The organism is Pseudoalteromonas shioyasakiensis (assembly GCF_022398475.1).
In the GTDB taxonomy this organism is placed as follows: domain Bacteria; phylum Pseudomonadota; class Gammaproteobacteria; order Enterobacterales; family Alteromonadaceae; genus Pseudoalteromonas.
Genome location: NZ_JAKEVM010000004.1, coordinates 26,034 through 43,990, shown reverse-complemented (window position 1 = coordinate 43,990; position 17,957 = coordinate 26,034). Strand labels below are relative to the sequence as shown.

At 42.8% G+C, this 17,957-nt stretch carries 14 protein-coding genes; 9 read left to right on the top strand and 5 right to left on the bottom strand.

The genetic code is table 11. The annotated features are described in order from the left end of the window. The first annotated feature begins 8 nt into the window (after positions 1 to 8). The 5 genes from L1D51_RS01950 to L1D51_RS01930 all read left to right on the top strand — a co-directional run bounded on the left by L1D51_RS01950 (position 9) and on the right by L1D51_RS01930 (position 6,072). On the top strand, positions 9 to 1,109 hold the full coding sequence (locus L1D51_RS01950) for a PQQ-dependent sugar dehydrogenase (RefSeq protein WP_054562724.1): 1,101 nt from the start codon (positions 9 to 11) through the stop codon (positions 1,107 to 1,109). Between the two features lie 10 nt (positions 1,110 to 1,119). Continuing rightward, positions 1,120 to 3,417, top strand: coding sequence for a DNA topoisomerase IV subunit A (parC, locus tag L1D51_RS01945; RefSeq protein ID WP_058586579.1), 2,298 nt, complete (start codon positions 1,120 to 1,122; stop codon positions 3,415 to 3,417). Positions 3,418 to 3,584: 167 nt separating this feature from the next. After that, positions 3,585 to 4,271, top strand: a complete 687-nt coding sequence (locus L1D51_RS01940) for a 1-acylglycerol-3-phosphate O-acyltransferase (protein WP_425605529.1) — start codon at positions 3,585 to 3,587, stop codon at positions 4,269 to 4,271. Then, a complete protein-coding gene (rraB, locus tag L1D51_RS01935; protein ID WP_054562721.1) occupies positions 4,271 to 4,606 on the top strand; it encodes a ribonuclease E inhibitor RraB in 336 nt (111 codons plus the stop codon). The genes L1D51_RS01940 and rraB overlap by 1 nt, the downstream gene beginning before the upstream one ends. A 248-nt stretch (positions 4,607 to 4,854) precedes the next feature. Beyond that, positions 4,855 to 6,072, top strand: coding sequence for a cyclic di-GMP phosphodiesterase (locus tag L1D51_RS01930; protein WP_054562720.1), 1,218 nt, complete (start codon positions 4,855 to 4,857; stop codon positions 6,070 to 6,072). Here the strand turns inward: L1D51_RS01930 and L1D51_RS01925 are convergent. After that, complete coding sequence (locus L1D51_RS01925; protein ID WP_239962396.1) at positions 6,032 to 6,355, bottom strand: hypothetical protein; 324 nt, start codon at positions 6,353 to 6,355, stop codon at positions 6,032 to 6,034. The two genes, L1D51_RS01930 and L1D51_RS01925, sit on opposite strands and share 41 nt — an antisense overlap. 335 nt (positions 6,356 to 6,690) lie before the next feature. On the opposite strand from L1D51_RS01925, the gene L1D51_RS01920 reads away from it, so the two are divergent. Then, positions 6,691 to 7,968, top strand: a complete 1,278-nt coding sequence (locus L1D51_RS01920; RefSeq protein WP_054562718.1) for an outer membrane protein transport protein — start codon at positions 6,691 to 6,693, stop codon at positions 7,966 to 7,968. A gap of 110 nt (positions 7,969 to 8,078) precedes the next feature. Here L1D51_RS01920 and L1D51_RS01915 read toward each other — a convergent pair whose 3' ends face one another. The 3 genes from L1D51_RS01915 to pepA all read right to left on the bottom strand — a co-directional run bounded on the left by L1D51_RS01915 (position 8,079) and on the right by pepA (position 13,045). Continuing rightward, a complete protein-coding gene (locus tag L1D51_RS01915) occupies positions 8,079 to 10,934 on the bottom strand; it encodes a valine--tRNA ligase (protein ID WP_054562717.1) in 2,856 nt (951 codons plus the stop codon). 23 nt (positions 10,935 to 10,957) lie between these two features. Next, positions 10,958 to 11,404 carry a DNA polymerase III subunit chi gene (locus L1D51_RS01910; RefSeq protein WP_054562716.1) on the bottom strand — a complete coding sequence of 149 codons (447 nt, stop codon included), beginning with the start codon at positions 11,402 to 11,404 and terminating at the stop codon, positions 10,958 to 10,960. A gap of 126 nt (positions 11,405 to 11,530) precedes the next feature. Then, on the bottom strand, positions 11,531 to 13,045 hold the full coding sequence (gene pepA / locus L1D51_RS01905) for a leucyl aminopeptidase (RefSeq protein WP_054552638.1): 1,515 nt from the start codon (positions 13,043 to 13,045) through the stop codon (positions 11,531 to 11,533). 322 nt (positions 13,046 to 13,367) lie between these two features. Here pepA and lptF point away from each other — a divergent pair, with 322 nt between their 5' ends. Both lptF and lptG read left to right on the top strand, forming a co-directional pair. Next, positions 13,368 to 14,480 (top strand): LPS export ABC transporter permease LptF, encoded by a 1,113-nt coding sequence (lptF, locus tag L1D51_RS01900; RefSeq protein WP_055197692.1) that lies wholly within the window; start codon positions 13,368 to 13,370, stop codon positions 14,478 to 14,480. Then, positions 14,477 to 15,544, top strand: a complete 1,068-nt coding sequence (gene lptG, locus L1D51_RS01895; RefSeq protein WP_055197694.1) for an LPS export ABC transporter permease LptG — start codon at positions 14,477 to 14,479, stop codon at positions 15,542 to 15,544. Before lptF ends, lptG begins: the two co-directional genes overlap by 4 nt. 66 nt (positions 15,545 to 15,610) lie before the next feature. On the opposite strand, the gene L1D51_RS01890 is transcribed toward lptG, so the two are convergent. Continuing rightward, entirely contained in the window at positions 15,611 to 16,111 is a 501-nt protein-coding gene (locus L1D51_RS01890; protein ID WP_054562713.1) for an RDD family protein, read from the bottom strand. Positions 16,112 to 16,252: 141 nt separating this feature from the next. On the opposite strand from L1D51_RS01890, the gene L1D51_RS01885 reads away from it, so the two are divergent. Next, positions 16,253 to 17,905: an acyl-CoA dehydrogenase family protein gene (locus L1D51_RS01885; RefSeq protein WP_239962372.1), complete on the top strand. Its 1,653-nt coding sequence runs from the start codon at positions 16,253 to 16,255 to the stop codon at positions 17,903 to 17,905. Positions 17,906 to 17,957: the final 52 nt, after the last annotated feature.

Here is a 17,957-nt window from a genome sequence, read left to right as displayed (position 1 = left end):
AGACAAAAATGAAAAAACTACTGACCTCATTATTATCGCTGAGCTTGTTATCAGCGCCTGTAATGGCAAAAGATATTCTCGATAAATTAACAGTTGCTGATGGCTTTTCTATAAGCCTGTTTGCCGATGATGTTGAAAACGCGCGTCAAATTGCGGTATCAAAAAGAGGTATTGTTTACGCAGGTTCGCGTAAAGCAGGTAATGTTTATGCACTGATTGATCATAACAGTGATGGTGTTGCAGATAAAAAGATTGTCATTGCTACAGGCCTTGAAATGCCATCAGGTTTAGCGATTAAAGATGGTGATTTATATGTGGCTGAAGTGTCACGTATCATTCGTTTTAAAGACGTAGACAAAAACCTAAAAGATCCTAAATTCGACGTGGTATACGACAAGTTTCCAACTGATCGTCACCATGGTTGGAAGTTTATTAGTTTTGCGCCAACCGGTGAGCTAATTGTGCCAGTGGGTGTGCCATGTAACATTTGTGCGGAAGACGACAAATACGGCCGTATCTTCTCGTTAGATGTGGATACAAAAGAAATTAAAACCATCGCCAAAGGTGTTCGTAACTCAGTTGGTTTTGATTATCACCCTACAACGAATGCATTTTGGTTTAGTGATAACGGCCGTGACATGATGGGCGATGACATGCCACCATGCGAAATTAACCGTGTTGGTGAAGGTGAAGAGGGCGCGCATTATGGTTTCCCTTATGTTCACGCTGGTGCGATTTTAGATCCTGAGTTTGGCAAAGGTAAAAGTATTGCTGACTATAAATCGCCAGCCCTTGCACTTGGTGCTCATGTTGCTCCTCTAGGTATTCATTTTTATAACGGTAAGCAGTTTCCTGCTAAATACAAAGAGCAGCTTTTTGTTGCTGAGCATGGTTCGTGGAACCGTAGTAAAAAATCAGGCTATAAAGTGATGCTAGCGAATGTTGAACAAGGTCGTATTACTAAGTACACCCCGTTCATCACAGGCTTTATGCAAAACGAAGAAACATTTGGTCGCCCAGTTGCATTTGCAGAGCTTGCAGATGGCAGCTTATTGATCTCAGACGACTTTGCTAATGTGATCTATCGCGTTAGTGCTAAGAAAAAATAGGTAAGCGTTAATGAGTGATACAGATACCTTGCTGATGCAAGGCGTAGAACAACAAACAATGGGGCGCTTTACTGAAGACGCCTACTTAAACTACTCAATGTACGTCATCATGGACCGTGCTTTACCTCATGTAGGTGATGGTCTTAAGCCTGTACAGCGTCGTATCATCTATGCAATGAGCGAGCTGGGGCTATCGGCGCAAGCAAAATATAAAAAATCAGCCCGTACCGTGGGTGATGTACTGGGTAAATACCACCCCCATGGCGATAGTGCTTGTTACGAAGCGATGGTGTTAATGGCGCAGCCGTTTTCTTACCGCTACCCGCTGGTGGACGGTCAAGGTAACTGGGGGGCTGCCGATGATCCTAAATCATTTGCTGCAATGCGTTACACCGAAGCGCGTTTATCTAAGTTCTCAGAAGTTCTGCTAAAAGAGCTGGGTCAAGGCACTGTAGATTGGACCGCAAACTTTGACGGTACACTTGATGAGCCAATGGTGTTACCTGCGCGTTTACCACACATCTTACTTAATGGTGTAACGGGGATTGCGGTAGGTATGGCAACCGATATTCCACCACACAATGTGCGTGAAGTTGCCAGTGCCTGTTGTCTATTACTTGATAAGCCAAAGACAGAAATCGAAGAGTTGCTTGAGTTAGTGCATGCGCCTGACTACCCAACAGAAGCTGAAATCATCACACCAAAAGACGATATTCGTAAGATTTATCAAACCGGACGTGGTTCTATCAAGATGCGTGCAATTTACACTGAAGAGCAAGGTGACATAGTGATCACCGCGCTGCCTCATCAGTGTTCAGGTGCAAAAGTGCTTGAGCAAATTGCAGCCCAGATGAATGCTAAAAAGTTGCCAATGGTTGCTGATTTACGTGACGAATCTGATCACGAAAACCCAACTCGTATCGTGATTGTACCGCGTTCAAACCGCATTAAAGCTGAGCCACTAATGGCGCACCTATTTGCAACCACAGATTTAGAAAAGAACTACCGCGTAAACTTAAACATGCTTGGCCTTGATGGTCGTCCGCAAGTTAAAGATTTACGTAGTATTTTAACCGAGTGGTTAACGTTCCGCCGTGAAACAGTTCGCCGCCGCTTACAGCACCGTTTAGATAAAGTATTAGCTCGCTTACATATTTTAGAAGGTTTATTAACGGCCTTTTTAAATATTGATGAAGTTATCGAAATTATCCGTACTGAAGATAAACCAAAGCCTGTATTAATGGAGCGTTTTGGTTTAACTGATATTCAAGCGGAAGCGATTTTAGAGTTAAAACTACGTCATTTAGCAAAACTTGAAGAGTTCAAGATTAAAGGTGAGCAGGATGAACTTGCTCTTGAGCGTGACAAGTTAGAGCAAACGCTTGGTTCAGAGCGTCGTATGTCGACCTTAATGAAAAAAGAAATCCAAGAAGCGGCTGAAATGTATGGCGATGATCGTCGCTCACCAGTTGTTGAACGTGTTGAAGCAAAAGCGTTAAGTGAAAAAGACCTTATCCCTTCAGAGTCAGTGACCGTTGTGTTATCTGAAAAAGGTTGGGCACGTGTTGGTAAAGGCCATGATTTAGATGTTGAAGGGCTGAGTTACAAGTCAGGCGACAGCTATAAAGCCTCAGCGCGAGGTAAGAGCAATCAACCTGCAGTGTTCTTAGACTCAAGTGGCCGTGCTTTTGCTACTGATGCACACAGTTTACCTTCAGCTCGAAGCCAAGGTGAGCCAATGACAGGGCGCTTTAACTTAAGCGCAGGAGCCAACTTTGAGCATGTGGTGATGGCAGAAGACAACCAAGTGTTGTTAATGGCCTCAGATGCAGGTTATGGCTTTATAAGCGACTTTAAAGATCTGGTGAGTAAGAACAAAAACGGTAAAGCGCTGGTCAGTGTTCCTAAAGGCGGTGAATTACTCGCGCCAATTAGAGTAACTGACGTAGCAACAGATTACTGTATGGCAATTTCTAACGAAGGCCGTATGTTGTTATTCCCACTGCGTGATTTACCTAAGCTTAGTAAGGGTAAAGGAAATAAGATTATTTCTATCCCAAGTGCGAAAGTACAAGCCCGAGAAGAGTTTGTAAAAGTACTGGCAGTGGTGCCTGCGGGCAGTAGCGTAACCCTGCATGCAGGGAAACGAAAACTGACACTTAAACCGGCTGATCTTGAGCATTATCATGGTGAACGTGGTAGACGAGGTAATAAGTTACCCAGAGGCTTACAACGTGTTGATGAAGCTGTAGTCGAAGTGACTCAAACTGATGATAGTGATGAGTCGCCAAGCGAAGTAACAGAGTAAAAAATAAAAGGCCTGCAATTGCAGGCCTTTTTTATTGTTAAAACGTTATGAAATTTTAAGCGTACACATGTGCGCTTAAAGCTATGGAAATGGTATTTTTCACGTTATAATGCGCGCTGATTAGTACGAGGAGAATTCGTTTGTTAGCTATTTTTCGCATAATTTTCATGGCGTTATTCATTGTTTTAAGCTGTGTTTTTGGGCTGCTTTTATGCATCGTTAAGCCGTTTTATACTAATAACGTGCATATTATTTCGGGTTGGTTTTGCAAGGTAGCTAAAATTTTAGGTGTCAAACTAGAGCTTAAATATCACGAGGCTCCAAAAAATATTGGTCCTGCTGTCTATGTAGCAAATCATCAAAATAACTATGACCTATTCACTTTACCTGCCATGGTGCCAGAGAATTGCGTAAGCCTAGGTAAGAAAAGCCTCAAATGGATCCCATTTTTTGGTCAACTATATTGGTTATCGGGAAATATCTTAATTGACCGCGCTAACCGCTCAAAAGCGGCAGGTACAATTTCTAAATCAGCTGAGAAAATAAAACAAAAAGGTCTATCGGTTTGGATGTTTCCTGAGGGCACGCGAAGCTATGGTCGTGGTTTATTACCCTTCAAAACTGGGGCATTTCACACAGCAATGAGTGCTGATGTGCCAGTTGTGCCTGTTTGTATGAGTACAACGCACAAAACTATTAAGCTAAATCGCTGGGATAATGGTACAATTTACCTCGAAATGTTAGCGCCGATTTATCTTGATAAAGACGTATCTGCTCGTGACCATGCTTCACATGTTCATCAGATTATGGCTGCTAAAATAACTGAATTAGATGCTCAAGTGAGAAACAAATAATGGAAAATTGGCGCGAAATTACTGAAGACATCGTTACTTCATTACTTGAAGATGGCTCAGATCCTGAAGTACTTTATGAAGTGGAACACCACTTTGTTAGCGAAAATTTTGAAAAGTTAGAGCAAGCCGCTTTAGCCGCTTTTAAACTAGGTTACGATGTTGAAGAACCTGCAGAACTTGAGCTAGAAGACGGCGAGAAAGTGTGGAGCTTTGACGTGGTTGTTGAGTGTGAACTTGAAGTAGAAGCGATTATGGAAGACGTAGACAAGCTAGAAGCGCTTGCTCAGCAAACCGACGTTGAATACGATGGCTGGGGTACTTACTTTCAGGAGTAAAGTTAGCGAGTTGCTAGGGATGGGAAGTTAGCAAGTTTCAAGAGTAAAGTTAGCGAGTTTCTTGAGTCGTTAGCTAAGCGATTCTAGCTTTACTCTTTCTAACTTTCCCCTAGAAACTTTCCCCTTTCTAGCTTTCCCCTTTCTAACTCTTCCCTAATACCTATTTCGTATTCGCTACCCAATCTATAGACATTTGTAATCAATTAGCGATAATAAAAACTCGATGTTTTTATGCGCTAAGCTCACATATGCTTATTACCTTACCCATTGCCGAACTTGTACCAGGGATGTTTGTTGACAGTGTCAGTAAGCAACAAGAGCATGTAAATAGTATTAAAATCAAAACACGTGGTTTAGTGCGTGATAAAACGATTATTCAACGCCTTATCTCTGAGGGGGTTGAAGAGCTACTCATCGACTTTACACAAAGCGATGTTGCACTCCCTAAAAAATACCAACCAAAGCCTGAACCGGCTAAACCTAAGGTTGAACAAAAGCCTGCAGCTAACGAAGCACCACAAGGGATAACGGTTCAACAAGAGTTTTTAAAAGCCAGCGTGCATTACGAGCAGCACAGCCGAAAATTACAAGGTTTCTACTCAGATATCACATCGGGTTTAAAGATGAATGTCGCTGTGCTTGATGATATCGCCGTTGATATAGTCAGCTCGGTATTTCGTAATCACAATGCCTTAACTATTTTAACTCGCCTTAAAGATAAACATATTTATAACTGGCGGCACATGATCAACACCGCTATTTTGGTGAGTGTGTTTGCTAAGTACCTAGGCTACAAAGAAAAGACAATAAAAGAGCTGGCAATGGGTGCATTGATGCACGATATCGGTCAGGCGAAAATGCCACAAGGTGTATTGTCTAAACCAAGTGCCTTGAACGACAACGAAATGCAAGTTGTTAAAAAGCATGTGGCGCAGAGTTTAGGTTTAGTGAAAGGTGAAAAGGGCATTACGCCGTTAATGCTTGATATGATAGTGAATCACCATGAGCGTTTAGATGGTACAGGTTACCCTCGCGGTATTGCAGCTGAAAAGCTGAGCCGTGCAGCCCGTATGATGGCAATCGTCGATGTTTATGATGCTATGACAGCAGACAGGCCGCATCAAATGGGAGAAGAGCCAATCTCAGCGCTGCGTTATTTACTTGCCAATAAGCAATTGTTTGACTCTGAGTTGGTGCAACGCTTTATTAAATGCCTAGGGGTGCACCCTGTTGGAACGATTGTGAAGTTGAATAATGAGCGCTTGGCGTTAGTGATGGAAGGTAACCACGAAAACCCAATTAAGCCGAAAATAAAGATCTTCTATAATGCCAAGCATAAGCATCATATTACTGCCAAAGATGTCGATTTAAGCGTAGAAAAAGAACTAAAAATTATTGCGAGTATTAAGCCTCTAGATTATCAGCTTAATTTGGCTCGTTTGTTAAAAGAGCATCTGCTTGTTTAGACTTAAAACAGCGTTTTTTGGCACTGCGTTTTGCTGATATAAATGCACCACTAAAACAACTCGTCATTAATACCAACCACAGCAATGTGCCTTTTTCTACATGTAAGGCCACACAACATAACAGTAGTGATAAAACAGCACTCAGCATGGCGCCTAGCCAATAGTGATTGACTGGGTTATCGCAATCACCCGCTTTAGTGCACGCGCAATAGTTTGCTTTACAAAAATAATGAACACTCACACCACATAACATCAGTGCCGCAATAATCAATGCGATTTCCATACTCAAACTCAACAGTAAAACCTTTATTTTTAGTCTAAAGGGACAAGAAATAGATGTCAATGCAAATGATAATTACTACTGTTTGTTGTTTTTGTAATCAGAGCTCTGATGAGTTTTAATAAGTTGTTATCTTGTTGTTAAAATGCGGGTTTTTACCTATTTCTAACGAAAAATTACAGTTTTTTGATCTTAATTAAGGTAATGTTCGAAAGTTTGTAATCATTAGAATAAAACATCTAATACCAACATACAGCGCTAATCTTTTATGCTTAACTAATAGGTTGCCCTCATTGTTGGATTAGCTTTCGCACAAGTTTGCAAGAGGACACAGATTTATGAAGTTCACTAAAACACTAATTGCAGCATCACTTGCTGTTGTTTCTGCTGACAGCTTCGCTGCAGCTTTCCAATTAGCAGAGCAAAACGTTTCAGGTTTAGGTCGCGCATACGCTGGTGAAGCAGCTGTTGCAGATGACGCATCAGTTGTTGCTCGTAATCCTGCACTTATGTCTTTATTCAAAGACAAGCAAATCTCAGTAGCAGGTATTGCTGTAATTCCAGATGTAAGTTTAAAAGGCGAAAGTGCTGCATACGGCTTAGATGAAAGCTCTATCGATGACGATAGCATCGCACCATCTGCATTTATCCCTGCAGGTTACTTCACAATGCCTTTAAACGATAAAGTGTCTTTAGGCTTTGGTGCTTTTTCAAACTTCGGTCTTTCAACTGAGTTTAAAGATGACTACGCGGCAGGCTCTATTGCAGGTGAAACTGAAATCGTAACAGTTAACATGAATGCTAGCGCTTCATATAAAATCAACGAACAGTTCAGCTTAGGTCTTGGTTTAAACTATGTTTATGCTGATGCAAAAGTTGTTCGTAATGCAGGTACTAATCCATTTGGTTTACCAGCTAGCACGCAAATTGCTCACCTTGAAGGTGACGACTACGGCTTTGGTTGGAACATTGGTGCGATGTATCAGTTAGACGAAAACAACCGTTTTGGTTTTAACTACCGCAGCGAAACAGATATCGACTTTGAAGGCGAGTACTCAAACCAACTTCCAGCTGCAGTTGGCGGTTTAGCGGGTACTACAGTACCGGGTGAGTTAAAACTGACTTTACCAGCAATTGCTGAATTTTCTGGTTCACATCAACTTGATAAGAAGCTAGGCGTACACTACAGCATCTTATGGACTGGTTGGGATAGCTTCCAAAAATTAGAAGCTTATACACCAAGCCTTGAAACGCCTGTATTCTCTAAAGAAGAGAACTTCTCAGATTCAATGCGTTACTCTATCGGTACTGACTACCAGTACAGCGATGCACTTTTACTTCGTGCAGGTATTGCATACGATGAGTCACCAGCAGACCAATCACACCTTTCAATCTCTATCCCTGATACAGATCGTTTCTGGTTCTCGTTTGGTGGTAACTACGCATTCAGCGAAAACTCAAATGTTGACTTAGGTGTAAGTATCCTTCGTGGTAAAACACAAAACTTCTCTGAAAAAGACAGCCTAGCTGCTTCTTTAGGCCAAGATGTTTCATGGGAATATGAATCAAAAGGTCACGCAGTTCTAATTGGTGCTCAGTACAACTACAAATTTTAATTTTGACGCGACGTAAAGTCGCTGCTACAGAGCATTAAAAAGCCGCGCTATAACAATGTTATAGCGCGGCTTTTTTGTAAGCGCGAATAAATCGCGCTTTATATATGCTGTTATAGACTTTCGATTTTCGCTTTTTGCGCTAATAGTTTGTCTTTCGCATCTGTAAACTCAGCCAGCTTAGCATGCTCTTTAGCAAGCACGGCTTCTGGCGCGTTATTTACGAACTTCTCGTTAGCTAATTTGTTATTAACTTGAGCTAAGCCTTTCTCTGCTTTTTCAAGCTGCTTCGCGATACGAGCTAGTTCAGCTTCAACATCGATTAGGCCAGCCATTGGGATCATGATCTCAAGGTTACCAACATACGATGTTGCACACGCAGGTGCTTCGTCTTTGCTATCAAGAAGCGTGAACTCTTCAAGCTTAGCAAGAGACGCTAAGAAAGCTTCGTTTTCCGTTAAGCGGCGTTTGTCTTCGTCAGACGCATTAGCAAGCAATACCGATAATGGTTTGCTTGGGCTGATATCCATTTCACCACGGATGTTACGAATAGCAAGAATGAATTGTTTAACCCACTCTAGGTCGTCCATCGCTTGGCTATCAACATTTGCTTCATTGTAAACAGGGAAACCTTGAACCATGATGCTAGTGCCCGCAGTTTCGATACCTGCAAGTGGTGCAACACGTTGCCAAATCGTTTCTGTGATGTATGGCATTAACGGGTGCATTAAGCGAAGTAGGCTTTCTAATACCGTGATTAAGGTATGACGAGTGCCACGTTGCTGTGCTTCGTTGCCTTTAAACAATACTGGTTTAGTAAGCTCTAGGTACCAGTCACAGAATTGGTTCCAAGTGAACTCATAAATAGTGTTTGCGGCTAGGTCAAAACGGTAGTTTTCTAGATGCTCAGTATAGGTTTTAACAGTTGCTTCAAACTGGCCTAAAATCCAACGATCAGCGAGTGAATACTGTTTCTCAGCATCTGTAGCGAAACCACAGTCTTGCTCTTCTGTGTTCATCAATACGTAACGACTTGCGTTCCATAGTTTGTTACAGAAGTTACGGTAACCTTCAAGACGGTTCATATCCCAGTTGATATCACGACCCGTTGAAGCCATTGCTGCAAGGGTGAAACGCAGTGCGTCTGTACCGTGTGCTTCGATACCGTTTTCGAATGTTTTACGAGTGTTCTTCTCAATCTTCTTCGCTAGTTGTGGCTGCATCATGTTACCAGTGCGCTTTTCAACTAGGCTTTCAAGATCGATACCGTCAATCATGTCGATAGGATCAAGTACGTTACCTTTCGATTTAGACATCTTATCGCCGTTTTCATCGCGGATAAGGCCAGTTACGTAAACGGTTTTAAATGGTACTTGTGGCTTGCCGTCTTCATCTTTGATGAAGTGCATGGTCATCATGATCATACGAGCAACCCAGAAGAAGATGATGTCGAAACCTGTTACCAATACGTCAGACGGGTGGAACGTTTTTAAATCATCAGTGTTTGCCGGCCAGCCTTGCGTTGAGAAAGTCCAAAGCGCAGATGAGAACCAGGTATCTAAAACGTCTTCGTCTTGCTTAAGTGCAACATCATCAGCAAGGTTGTTATCGCGGCGTACTTCAGCTTCGTCACGACCAACGTAAACGTTGCCTTCGTTGTCGTACCAAGCTGGGATGCGGTGACCCCACCAAAGCTGACGTGAAATACACCAGTCTTGTACGTCGTTCATCCACGAGAAGTACATGTTCTCGTATTGTTGAGGTACGAACTTAATGTCGCCATTTTTAACGGCTTCTTTTGCAGGCTCAGCTAGAGGCGCTACGCGCACGTACCACTGATCTGTAAGAAGAGGCTCAATCACTACGCCAGAACGGTCACCGTAAGGTACAGTTAGGCTATGATCTTCAATTTTTTCTAGTAGACCAAGTTCTTCAAATTCGCTCACAATCGCTTTACGTGCATCAAAGCGGTCAAGGCCATGTAGGCGCTCAGGAATTGGCGCATCTAATTCAAGCTCTTTACCATCAAATGTGTAGCTTTCACCTTCGCTTAATACCGCAGCATCTTTGTTGAAGATGTTGATCATTGGTAGTTGGTGACGTTTACCTACTTCGTTATCGTTAAAGTCGTGGGCAGGCGTGATTTTCACACAACCAGTGCCTTTTTCCATGTCTGCATGCTCATCGGCAACAATTGGAATACGGCGGTTTACGATAGGCAGTAAAATTTCTTTACCGATCAGATCTTGGTAACGCTCATCATCAGGGTTAACAGCAACACCTGAATCACCTAGCATTGTTTCAGGACGTGTTGTCGCAACAATGATGTAGTCTTTACCATCTTTGGTTTTTACGCCATCAGCAAGTGGGTAACGTAGGTTCCACATGTGACCTTGTTTGTCTTTGTTTTCAACTTCAAGATCAGAAATCGCAGTGTGTAGCTTAGGATCCCAGTTAACTAGGCGCTTACCACGGTAGATTAAATCTTCTTTGTGAAGACGTACGAATACTTCTTTAACCGCTTCAGAAAGGCCTTCGTCCATAGTGAAACGCTCACGGTCCCAATCTACAGAAGCGCCTAAACGACGTAATTGTTTAGTGATCGTGCCACCAGAGTGGTTTTTCCACTCCCAGATTTTATCGATAAATGCTTCACGGCCAAGGTCGTGACGTGTTTTACCTTCTTCAGCTGCAAGCTTACGCTCAACAAGCATTTGCGTTGCGATACCCGCGTGGTCAGTACCTACTTGCCATAAAGTGTTGTTGCCTTGCATACGCTTTAAACGCGTTAGCGTATCCATGATGGTATCTTGGAACGCGTGGCCCATGTGTAAGCTACCCGTGACGTTTGGTGGCGGGATCATAATTGAGTATGCGTCACCTTGGCCAGACGGTTTAAAGTAGCCATTTTCTTCCCAGCCTTGGTATAAAGACTGTTCAATATCTTGCGGATTATAGGTTTTATCCATTACACAGAACCTTAAATAAATGCTTAAATGTCAATTTCTTGCGTTGCAATATGGGCGCCCAGTTGGCGAAGCTTTTTAAACCGCTCACGGGCGGCTTGCTTAGCATTTGGCTCAACGGGTACGAAATCATAAACCTGCTGAAAACGGCGAATAAAATCCGGTAGGTGTTCAGCTAAGTTGATTAATATTTTTCTGTTGCCGACAGGTGGAGTCATACCAATTTCAACCGGAGCGCCACCTTTAGGGCCTTCACCTTGTAAGTTGTGAGGTACAAAACTATCTGGTTCAAATGACCAAATGATGTCGTCGATTGTGTGGGCCGTGTCGGTGTTATCAGCGTAAATAAATACGCGATGACCTAGACGATACTGATCCGCAGCAATTTTAGCTGCCAGATCGAAAACAGCGCCAGCCGTTTGGTGGGCACTATCATCTTGTTTTAGAACGTAAAATTGTGCGTTCATATTCATAGTGACTTTCGTCCCCACAGATACACAGATCAAAGCAGGGATTTTGACATAGAACGCGAATTGCTTCAATTAATAAGGCGCCATTTGGCGCCTTATTTAGGGATAGTTTTAAGCTTGCGATAAGGCTTAATCGTGACTTGCTTCACTCACGCCTGCGCGGTTTAGTAAATACTGAGTCAACATAGGTACCGGACGACCGGTTGCACCTTTGTTTTTACCGCCGCTGCGCCATGCCGTACCTGCGATATCCAAATGCGCCCAGTTATATTTTTTGGTGAATTTAGATAAGAAGCATGCAGCTGTAATGGTGCCTGCGGCACGGCCACCTAAGTTGGTGAAATCAGCGAATGGGCTTTCAAGTTGCTCTTGATAGTCATCCCATAAAGGTAACTGCCATGCGCGGTCGCCACTTTGCTCAGACGCTTTTAGTAGGTCATGGGCCAGTGGGTTGTGGTTTGATAGTAAACCTGTGGCATGTGAACCCAGCGCGATAATACACGCACCTGTCAGTGTTGCTACGTCGACAACGGTATCAGGTTCAAAGCGCTCAACATAAGTGAGTGCATCACACAGTACTAAACGGCCTTCAGCGTCTGTATTTAACACTTCAACTGTTTGCCCCGACATAGTGGTTAAGATATCACCCGGGCGATAAGCGTTTGAGCCTGGCATGTTTTCACAACCCGCTAAAACACCGACAACGTTAATTGGTAATTGCATTTGCACTAAAGCGCGCATAGTACCAATAACACCTGCTGCACCACCCATGTCGTATTTCATTTCATCCATGGCTTCGCCTGGTTTGATCGAAATACCACCTGAGTCAAAGGTTAAGCCTTTACCCACTAACACGATTGGCGCTTGGTCTTTGTCGCCACCTTGATAGTTGATCACTGACATAACCGATTCATTAGCACTACCACGGCCAACTGCTAGGTATGAATTCATGCCCAGTTCTGCCATTTTTTCTTCGCCAATAATATCAACGCTTACATTATCGAAGTTATCAGCAATTTCTTGTGCTTGCTCACCTAAATAAGCAGGGTTACAGATATTTGGCGGCATGTTGGCAACATCTTTACATAACTTGCTACCTGCAGCGATGGCTAAGCCATGCTCAATTGCACTTTCGCCAATGGTTAACTCGCGACGCGTTGGTACGTTGAAAACAATTTTACGTAGTGGGCGACGTGGGTCGCTCTTTTTGCTTTTCAGTTGATTGAAGGTATACAAGCAGTCTTGAGTTGTTTCAACTGCTTGGCGTACTTTCCAATAAGTGTCACGGCTTTTAACGTGTTGCTCAGTTAAAAAGCATACCGCTTCCATCGAACCGGTTTCGTTTAGCGTGTTAATCGTTTTTGAGATGATTTGTTTATATTGTTTGTCATCAAGCTCACGCTCTTTACCACAACCTACTAGTAGTACACGCTCGCTCAGTACATTAGGTACATGATGCAATAGCAATACTTGGCCTGGTTTACCTTCAAGGTCACCGCGACGCAGTAAGTTTGAGATATAACCGTCACTGATTTTATCTAATTGTTCACCAATGGGGGATAAACGACGTGGCTCATAAACGCCTACTACAATACATGCGCTACGTTGCTTTTCTGGACTACCACTTTTTACGCTAAATTCCATTGTTACTCCTGATATTGAGTCGTATAACCTTAGTTTATAAGGGTAAGAAATTCTTTTTCGAGTCCTTTCTTACATTTTTTAGTTTAATAGCACTAATCTTAGTACATAAACTATGACTCTATTTATGTGTTTTTGAACTTTATCTTAATGTGAATATCAATATCACATAATAGACGCCATCTGCACCATTTATGCAAGATTATATGTTCTTGCTAGGTATGATATTTAACTTTGATGGCATATAATAAAGTGAGTAAAATAACTAGTTTACTCAAAATTCCTTACTATTCCAGTGAAACTCGATGTTTAACAGGGGCGAGCATTGCTAATTTTTCGTTATTTGACCACTGAAGTCTTCAAGTCGCAGGTCGCCGTATTTTTAACTTTGATGACTATTTTTGTGTCTCAAAAGTTTGTTGTTATTTTAGGAGACGCCTCTGAAGGGGGTCTTCCAGCTAAACTTGTGCTCTCGATGATTGCACTAAAACTTCCTCAACTTGCTTCACTTATCTTACCTTTGAGTATCTTCTTAGGGATTATTTTGGCATACAGTCGCATTTATGCAGACAGCGAAATGACTGTTTTCAAAGCCTGTGGTGTCAGTGAGTGGTATGTGGTTCGTGTCACGCTTATCTCAAGTACTGCGATGGCTATTTTAGCCGGTGCGCTTACTCTTTATGTTGCGCCATGGGCCAGTGAGCAAGAATATCAATTAAAAGAACAAGCGAAAGCCGATGCTGGCTTATCGGCACTTCGTGCTGGGCGTTTTCAGCAAACTGGAAACGAAAAAGCGGTGGTTTTTATTCACAACATCGAAAATAGCGGTAAAGAGCTTCACAAGGTATTTGTTGCACAGCTTCCTGACCGTGAAAAAGGTGACTTAGCCCGTTTAGTATATGCAGAGCGTGGTGTGGTGATTGAGCAAGATAACGGTGAGCAGCAACTTGTTCTTAATGACGGTAAGCGCTACGAAACAGATGGCGAGTCTGCTGCGTTAAACCTAACAGAGTTCGATGGTTACAGTGTACAAATTCAAGATCAAGAAATTGAGCACCAGCGTCGTAAGTTAGAAGCTATTCCAACACTTGATTTATTCAAAATGAAAACCTCTGAAGCAATTGCGCAGTGGCAGTGGCGTTTAGCTATTCCGCTTTCAATTCCATTATTAACTTTACTCGCAGTGCCTTTGAGTGTGGTGAATCCGCGCCAAGGTAAATTCGCTAAATTAGTGCCTGCAATCAGCTTGTATTTAGGGTACTTCATTTTATTGAATGCAGCTAAGTTTGCTGTTGAAGATGGTAAAATTCCGCCTTCAATTGGTTTGTGGTGGATCCATTTATCAGCCTTGTTTATTGGTGGTTTCTTGATTATTAAAGGTCGTCCGCTCGGCGCATGGTTAAAGGCAGTTGTGACTAAGCGGGAGTTAAGCGCATGATGAAAACACTCGACTGGTATTTAGGTCGCAGCATAATTCAAACCACCGGTTTTGCATTAATGGTGCTGGTAGGTATTAGTACCCTCATTAAGTTTATTGAGCAGTTAAAATCAGTTGGCCGTGGTAGCTATGATATTGCAACTGCGCTGATTTACACCCTGTATAGCATGCCGGGTGATTTAGTTATCTTTTTCCCAATGGCTGCCTTGATTGGTGGCTTAACAGGTTTAGGTGCATTGGCCTCAAACAGTGAGCTAGTCGTTATGCAAGCGGCGGGTATGTCACGCCTGCAAATTATTGCATCAGTCATGAAAACCGCGATGTTTATGGCGATTTGTATGATGGCGCTAGGTGAATGGGGTGCCCCAGAAGCACAGCTCAAAGCAAAAGAAATACGTAACCAAGCGATTTATGGTGGTGATGTATTTAATGCTAAGCAAGGTGTGTGGGCGAAAGATGGTAGCAACTTCATTAATATTGAAGATGTCGATCAGCAAGGCACTTTACGTGGCGTGCATATGTATCACTTTGATAAATCGTTACAACTTACTCAAATTACCAAGGCAGAAGAGGCAATAAACCGTAAAGATGGTTGGTTACTTCGTGATGTAAATAAAGTAATGATCACGCCAGAGCAGATCAATACTGAGCAGCATAAAGAAGAGTTTTACGACTCGCAGCTGACCGCCGAAAAATTAGGAGTGGTGTCGGTTAAGCCCGAAGCGCTGTCGTTTACTGGGCTTTGGTCATATTTAGGTTATTTGCAGCAAAATGAGCAAGACACCAGCACTTATGAGCTAGCGCTATGGCGTAAGATCATGCAGCCAGTATCTATCGCCGTTATGTTGTTAGTTGCTTTATCGTTTATATTCGGCCCGCTTCGCACAGTAACCATGGGCGCACGTATCATCATGGGTGTTATAACCGGTATTACTTTCCACTTAACCAATGAGATATTTGGTCCTGTGGTGATGGTTTACCAAATTCCAGCTGTGGTTGGTGCCGTATTACCAAGCCTACTGTTTATTGGTTTTGCTACTTATCTATTGAATAAACGAGTTTGATAGTCGTTTAAAAAGCACAAAAAAAGCGTGGGTTCAGCCACGCTTTTTTTGTGCTTGCTGTATTGCTTAATCAAGTGAGCGATAAATACGTTTATTTTCTTCTTTGGTGAGGGTGATCACTTCAGTTTTTGCGATGTAATCTTGCAAGGCACGCTTATTTTTAAAATCGACCAACACCACTAAGTTACCTAAACCTAATAGTGCTGTAATGGCTCTAAGTGCGCCTTGATGCCAGCTAATTAAATGACCATCGAGAGTTTGCACCTTTAAACGCCATGCACGCATACCAATAGTTTGACCGCTCTTAGCCCAAAAATAGCTAAAGAAACTAACACTCACTATCACCAATAACACACTACGAATGCCATACAATAATGGTGAATTTTGAATGAAAGCAGATACATCTTCAGCGTCACCAATACTTAGTAAGTCTAAAGAAATTAGCCCTTGAACAGCTAACAAATACAGTACGGTTGTCAGCATCGCAAAGGCAATGATAACCAAGGTATCGTAGATTAAAGAGGCAAAGCGGCGCCAGAAACCGGCACGTGGAAACTCAGCTGACATAAACAATCTCGTCCAATTAAATTGCGCAGTAGTTTAGCAAAGTCCTTCGCAAACAAGAAATACTTAACGGCTGTTTAGCAAGTCGACAAACAGGTCTGACCTGCTATAGTTGAGAAAATAATAAAAAATGAGCACACAGTTATGGCCGTTTCTCAAAGCGAAACTCATCAGGTATTTAATCAACCCAAACCACTTGAAAACTACAATGCCTATGAGGCCGACACGGTACTTCAATATTGGCAAAATCGTTTTGCTGGGCAATGGGGAACTGCGCATTTAACGGCCTTTGGAGAGCAAGTGGGTGGTGCATTACTGCAAGCAGGATTCTTAGCAAACAAACACTTACCAGAATTAACCACTCACAGCCGCTTTGGCGAACGCATAGACCAAGTTGACTATCACCCAAGTTACCATCAGCTAATGCAGCACGCTATAGAGCAAGGGCACTGCGCATTGCCTTGGCAGCAACAAAAAGCCGGTAGCCATGTTGTAAGAGCAGCAATGGCGGTGCTGCACAATCATGCTGATCCGGGCTCCGGCTGCCCATTAACCATGACGTTTGCTAGTGTGCCTGCCATTGCGAGTCAAGAAAATGTAGCGGCTATGTGGCTACCTAAAATACTGGCAAATCATTACGATTCTGACAATAAGCCTTGGACAGAGAAAAAAGGTGTCACCATAGGTATGGCGATGACCGAAAAACAAGGCGGCTCTGATGTTCGGGCGAACACCACCAAAGCAGACGCCATCAATGAAAGTGGTGCAGGGCAATTATATGCTTTAACCGGCCACAAATGGTTTTGCTCAGCGCCTATGAGCGACGCCTTTTTGGTACTCGCTAATACCGATGACAATCAGTTATCTTGCTTTTTAGTGCCGCGCTGGCTCGAAACTGGCGAGAAAAATGCCATGTATATTCAGCGCTTAAAAAGTAAATTGGGGAATCAATCAAATGCGAGTTCTGAAATTGAATTTAGAGGTGCACATGGTTGGTTACTCGGTGAGCCGGGGCGAGGCATTGCCACTATTATTCAAATGGTTGCTTTAACCCGTTATGACTGCATGTTGGGTTCAAGCTCGCTGATGTTACAAGCAATAAAAGAAGCAATTTGGCATACATCTGGGCGCAGTGTATTTGGTAAAAACTTGCATCAACAGCCGCTCATGCTCAATGTATTGGCTGATTTAGCTATCGAGGCCGAAGCTGCACTCGCCATTTCAATGCGTATTGCCCATGCCCTTGATAAACAAGATAATAGTAATGAGGTGGCATTAATACGCAGTGCTACAGCAATCGGTAAATATTGGATCTGTAAGCGGGCAGTGCAGCACACTTATGAGGCTATGGAATGTATTGGTGGTGTGGGTTATGTTCAAGACAACATTACCAGCCGACTTTATAAAGAAGCACCGGTAAACTCTATCTGGGAAGGCTCTGGTAATGTGCAATGCCTTGATCTTTTACGCGTGTTTAGCCGTGAACCAGAATCACTTGAGGTGCTTATTAATGAGCTTGAAAAAGCGCGCAGTTTGCACCCTGATTTTGCGATAAAACTCGATGAACTAAAAGAGATGCTCACAGATACTGCAAACCTCGAAATGCATGCTCGGCGCATAATTGAGAAGCTCGCGCTACTTTGGCAAGCAGCAACACTATTACAATTTGGCGAGTCACTTATTGCCGATGCGTTTGTAAAAAGTCGTTTTAGTGGTGCAGGGTTTAGTCAGTACGGCTGCCTGAGTCATGATATCGATTGTCAGGCGATTGTTTCGCGAATGATGCCAAAACTCTAAAGTTAACAACTTGTTTAATTATTGTGCGGTTGAGCACTGGCGCCGCACAAAA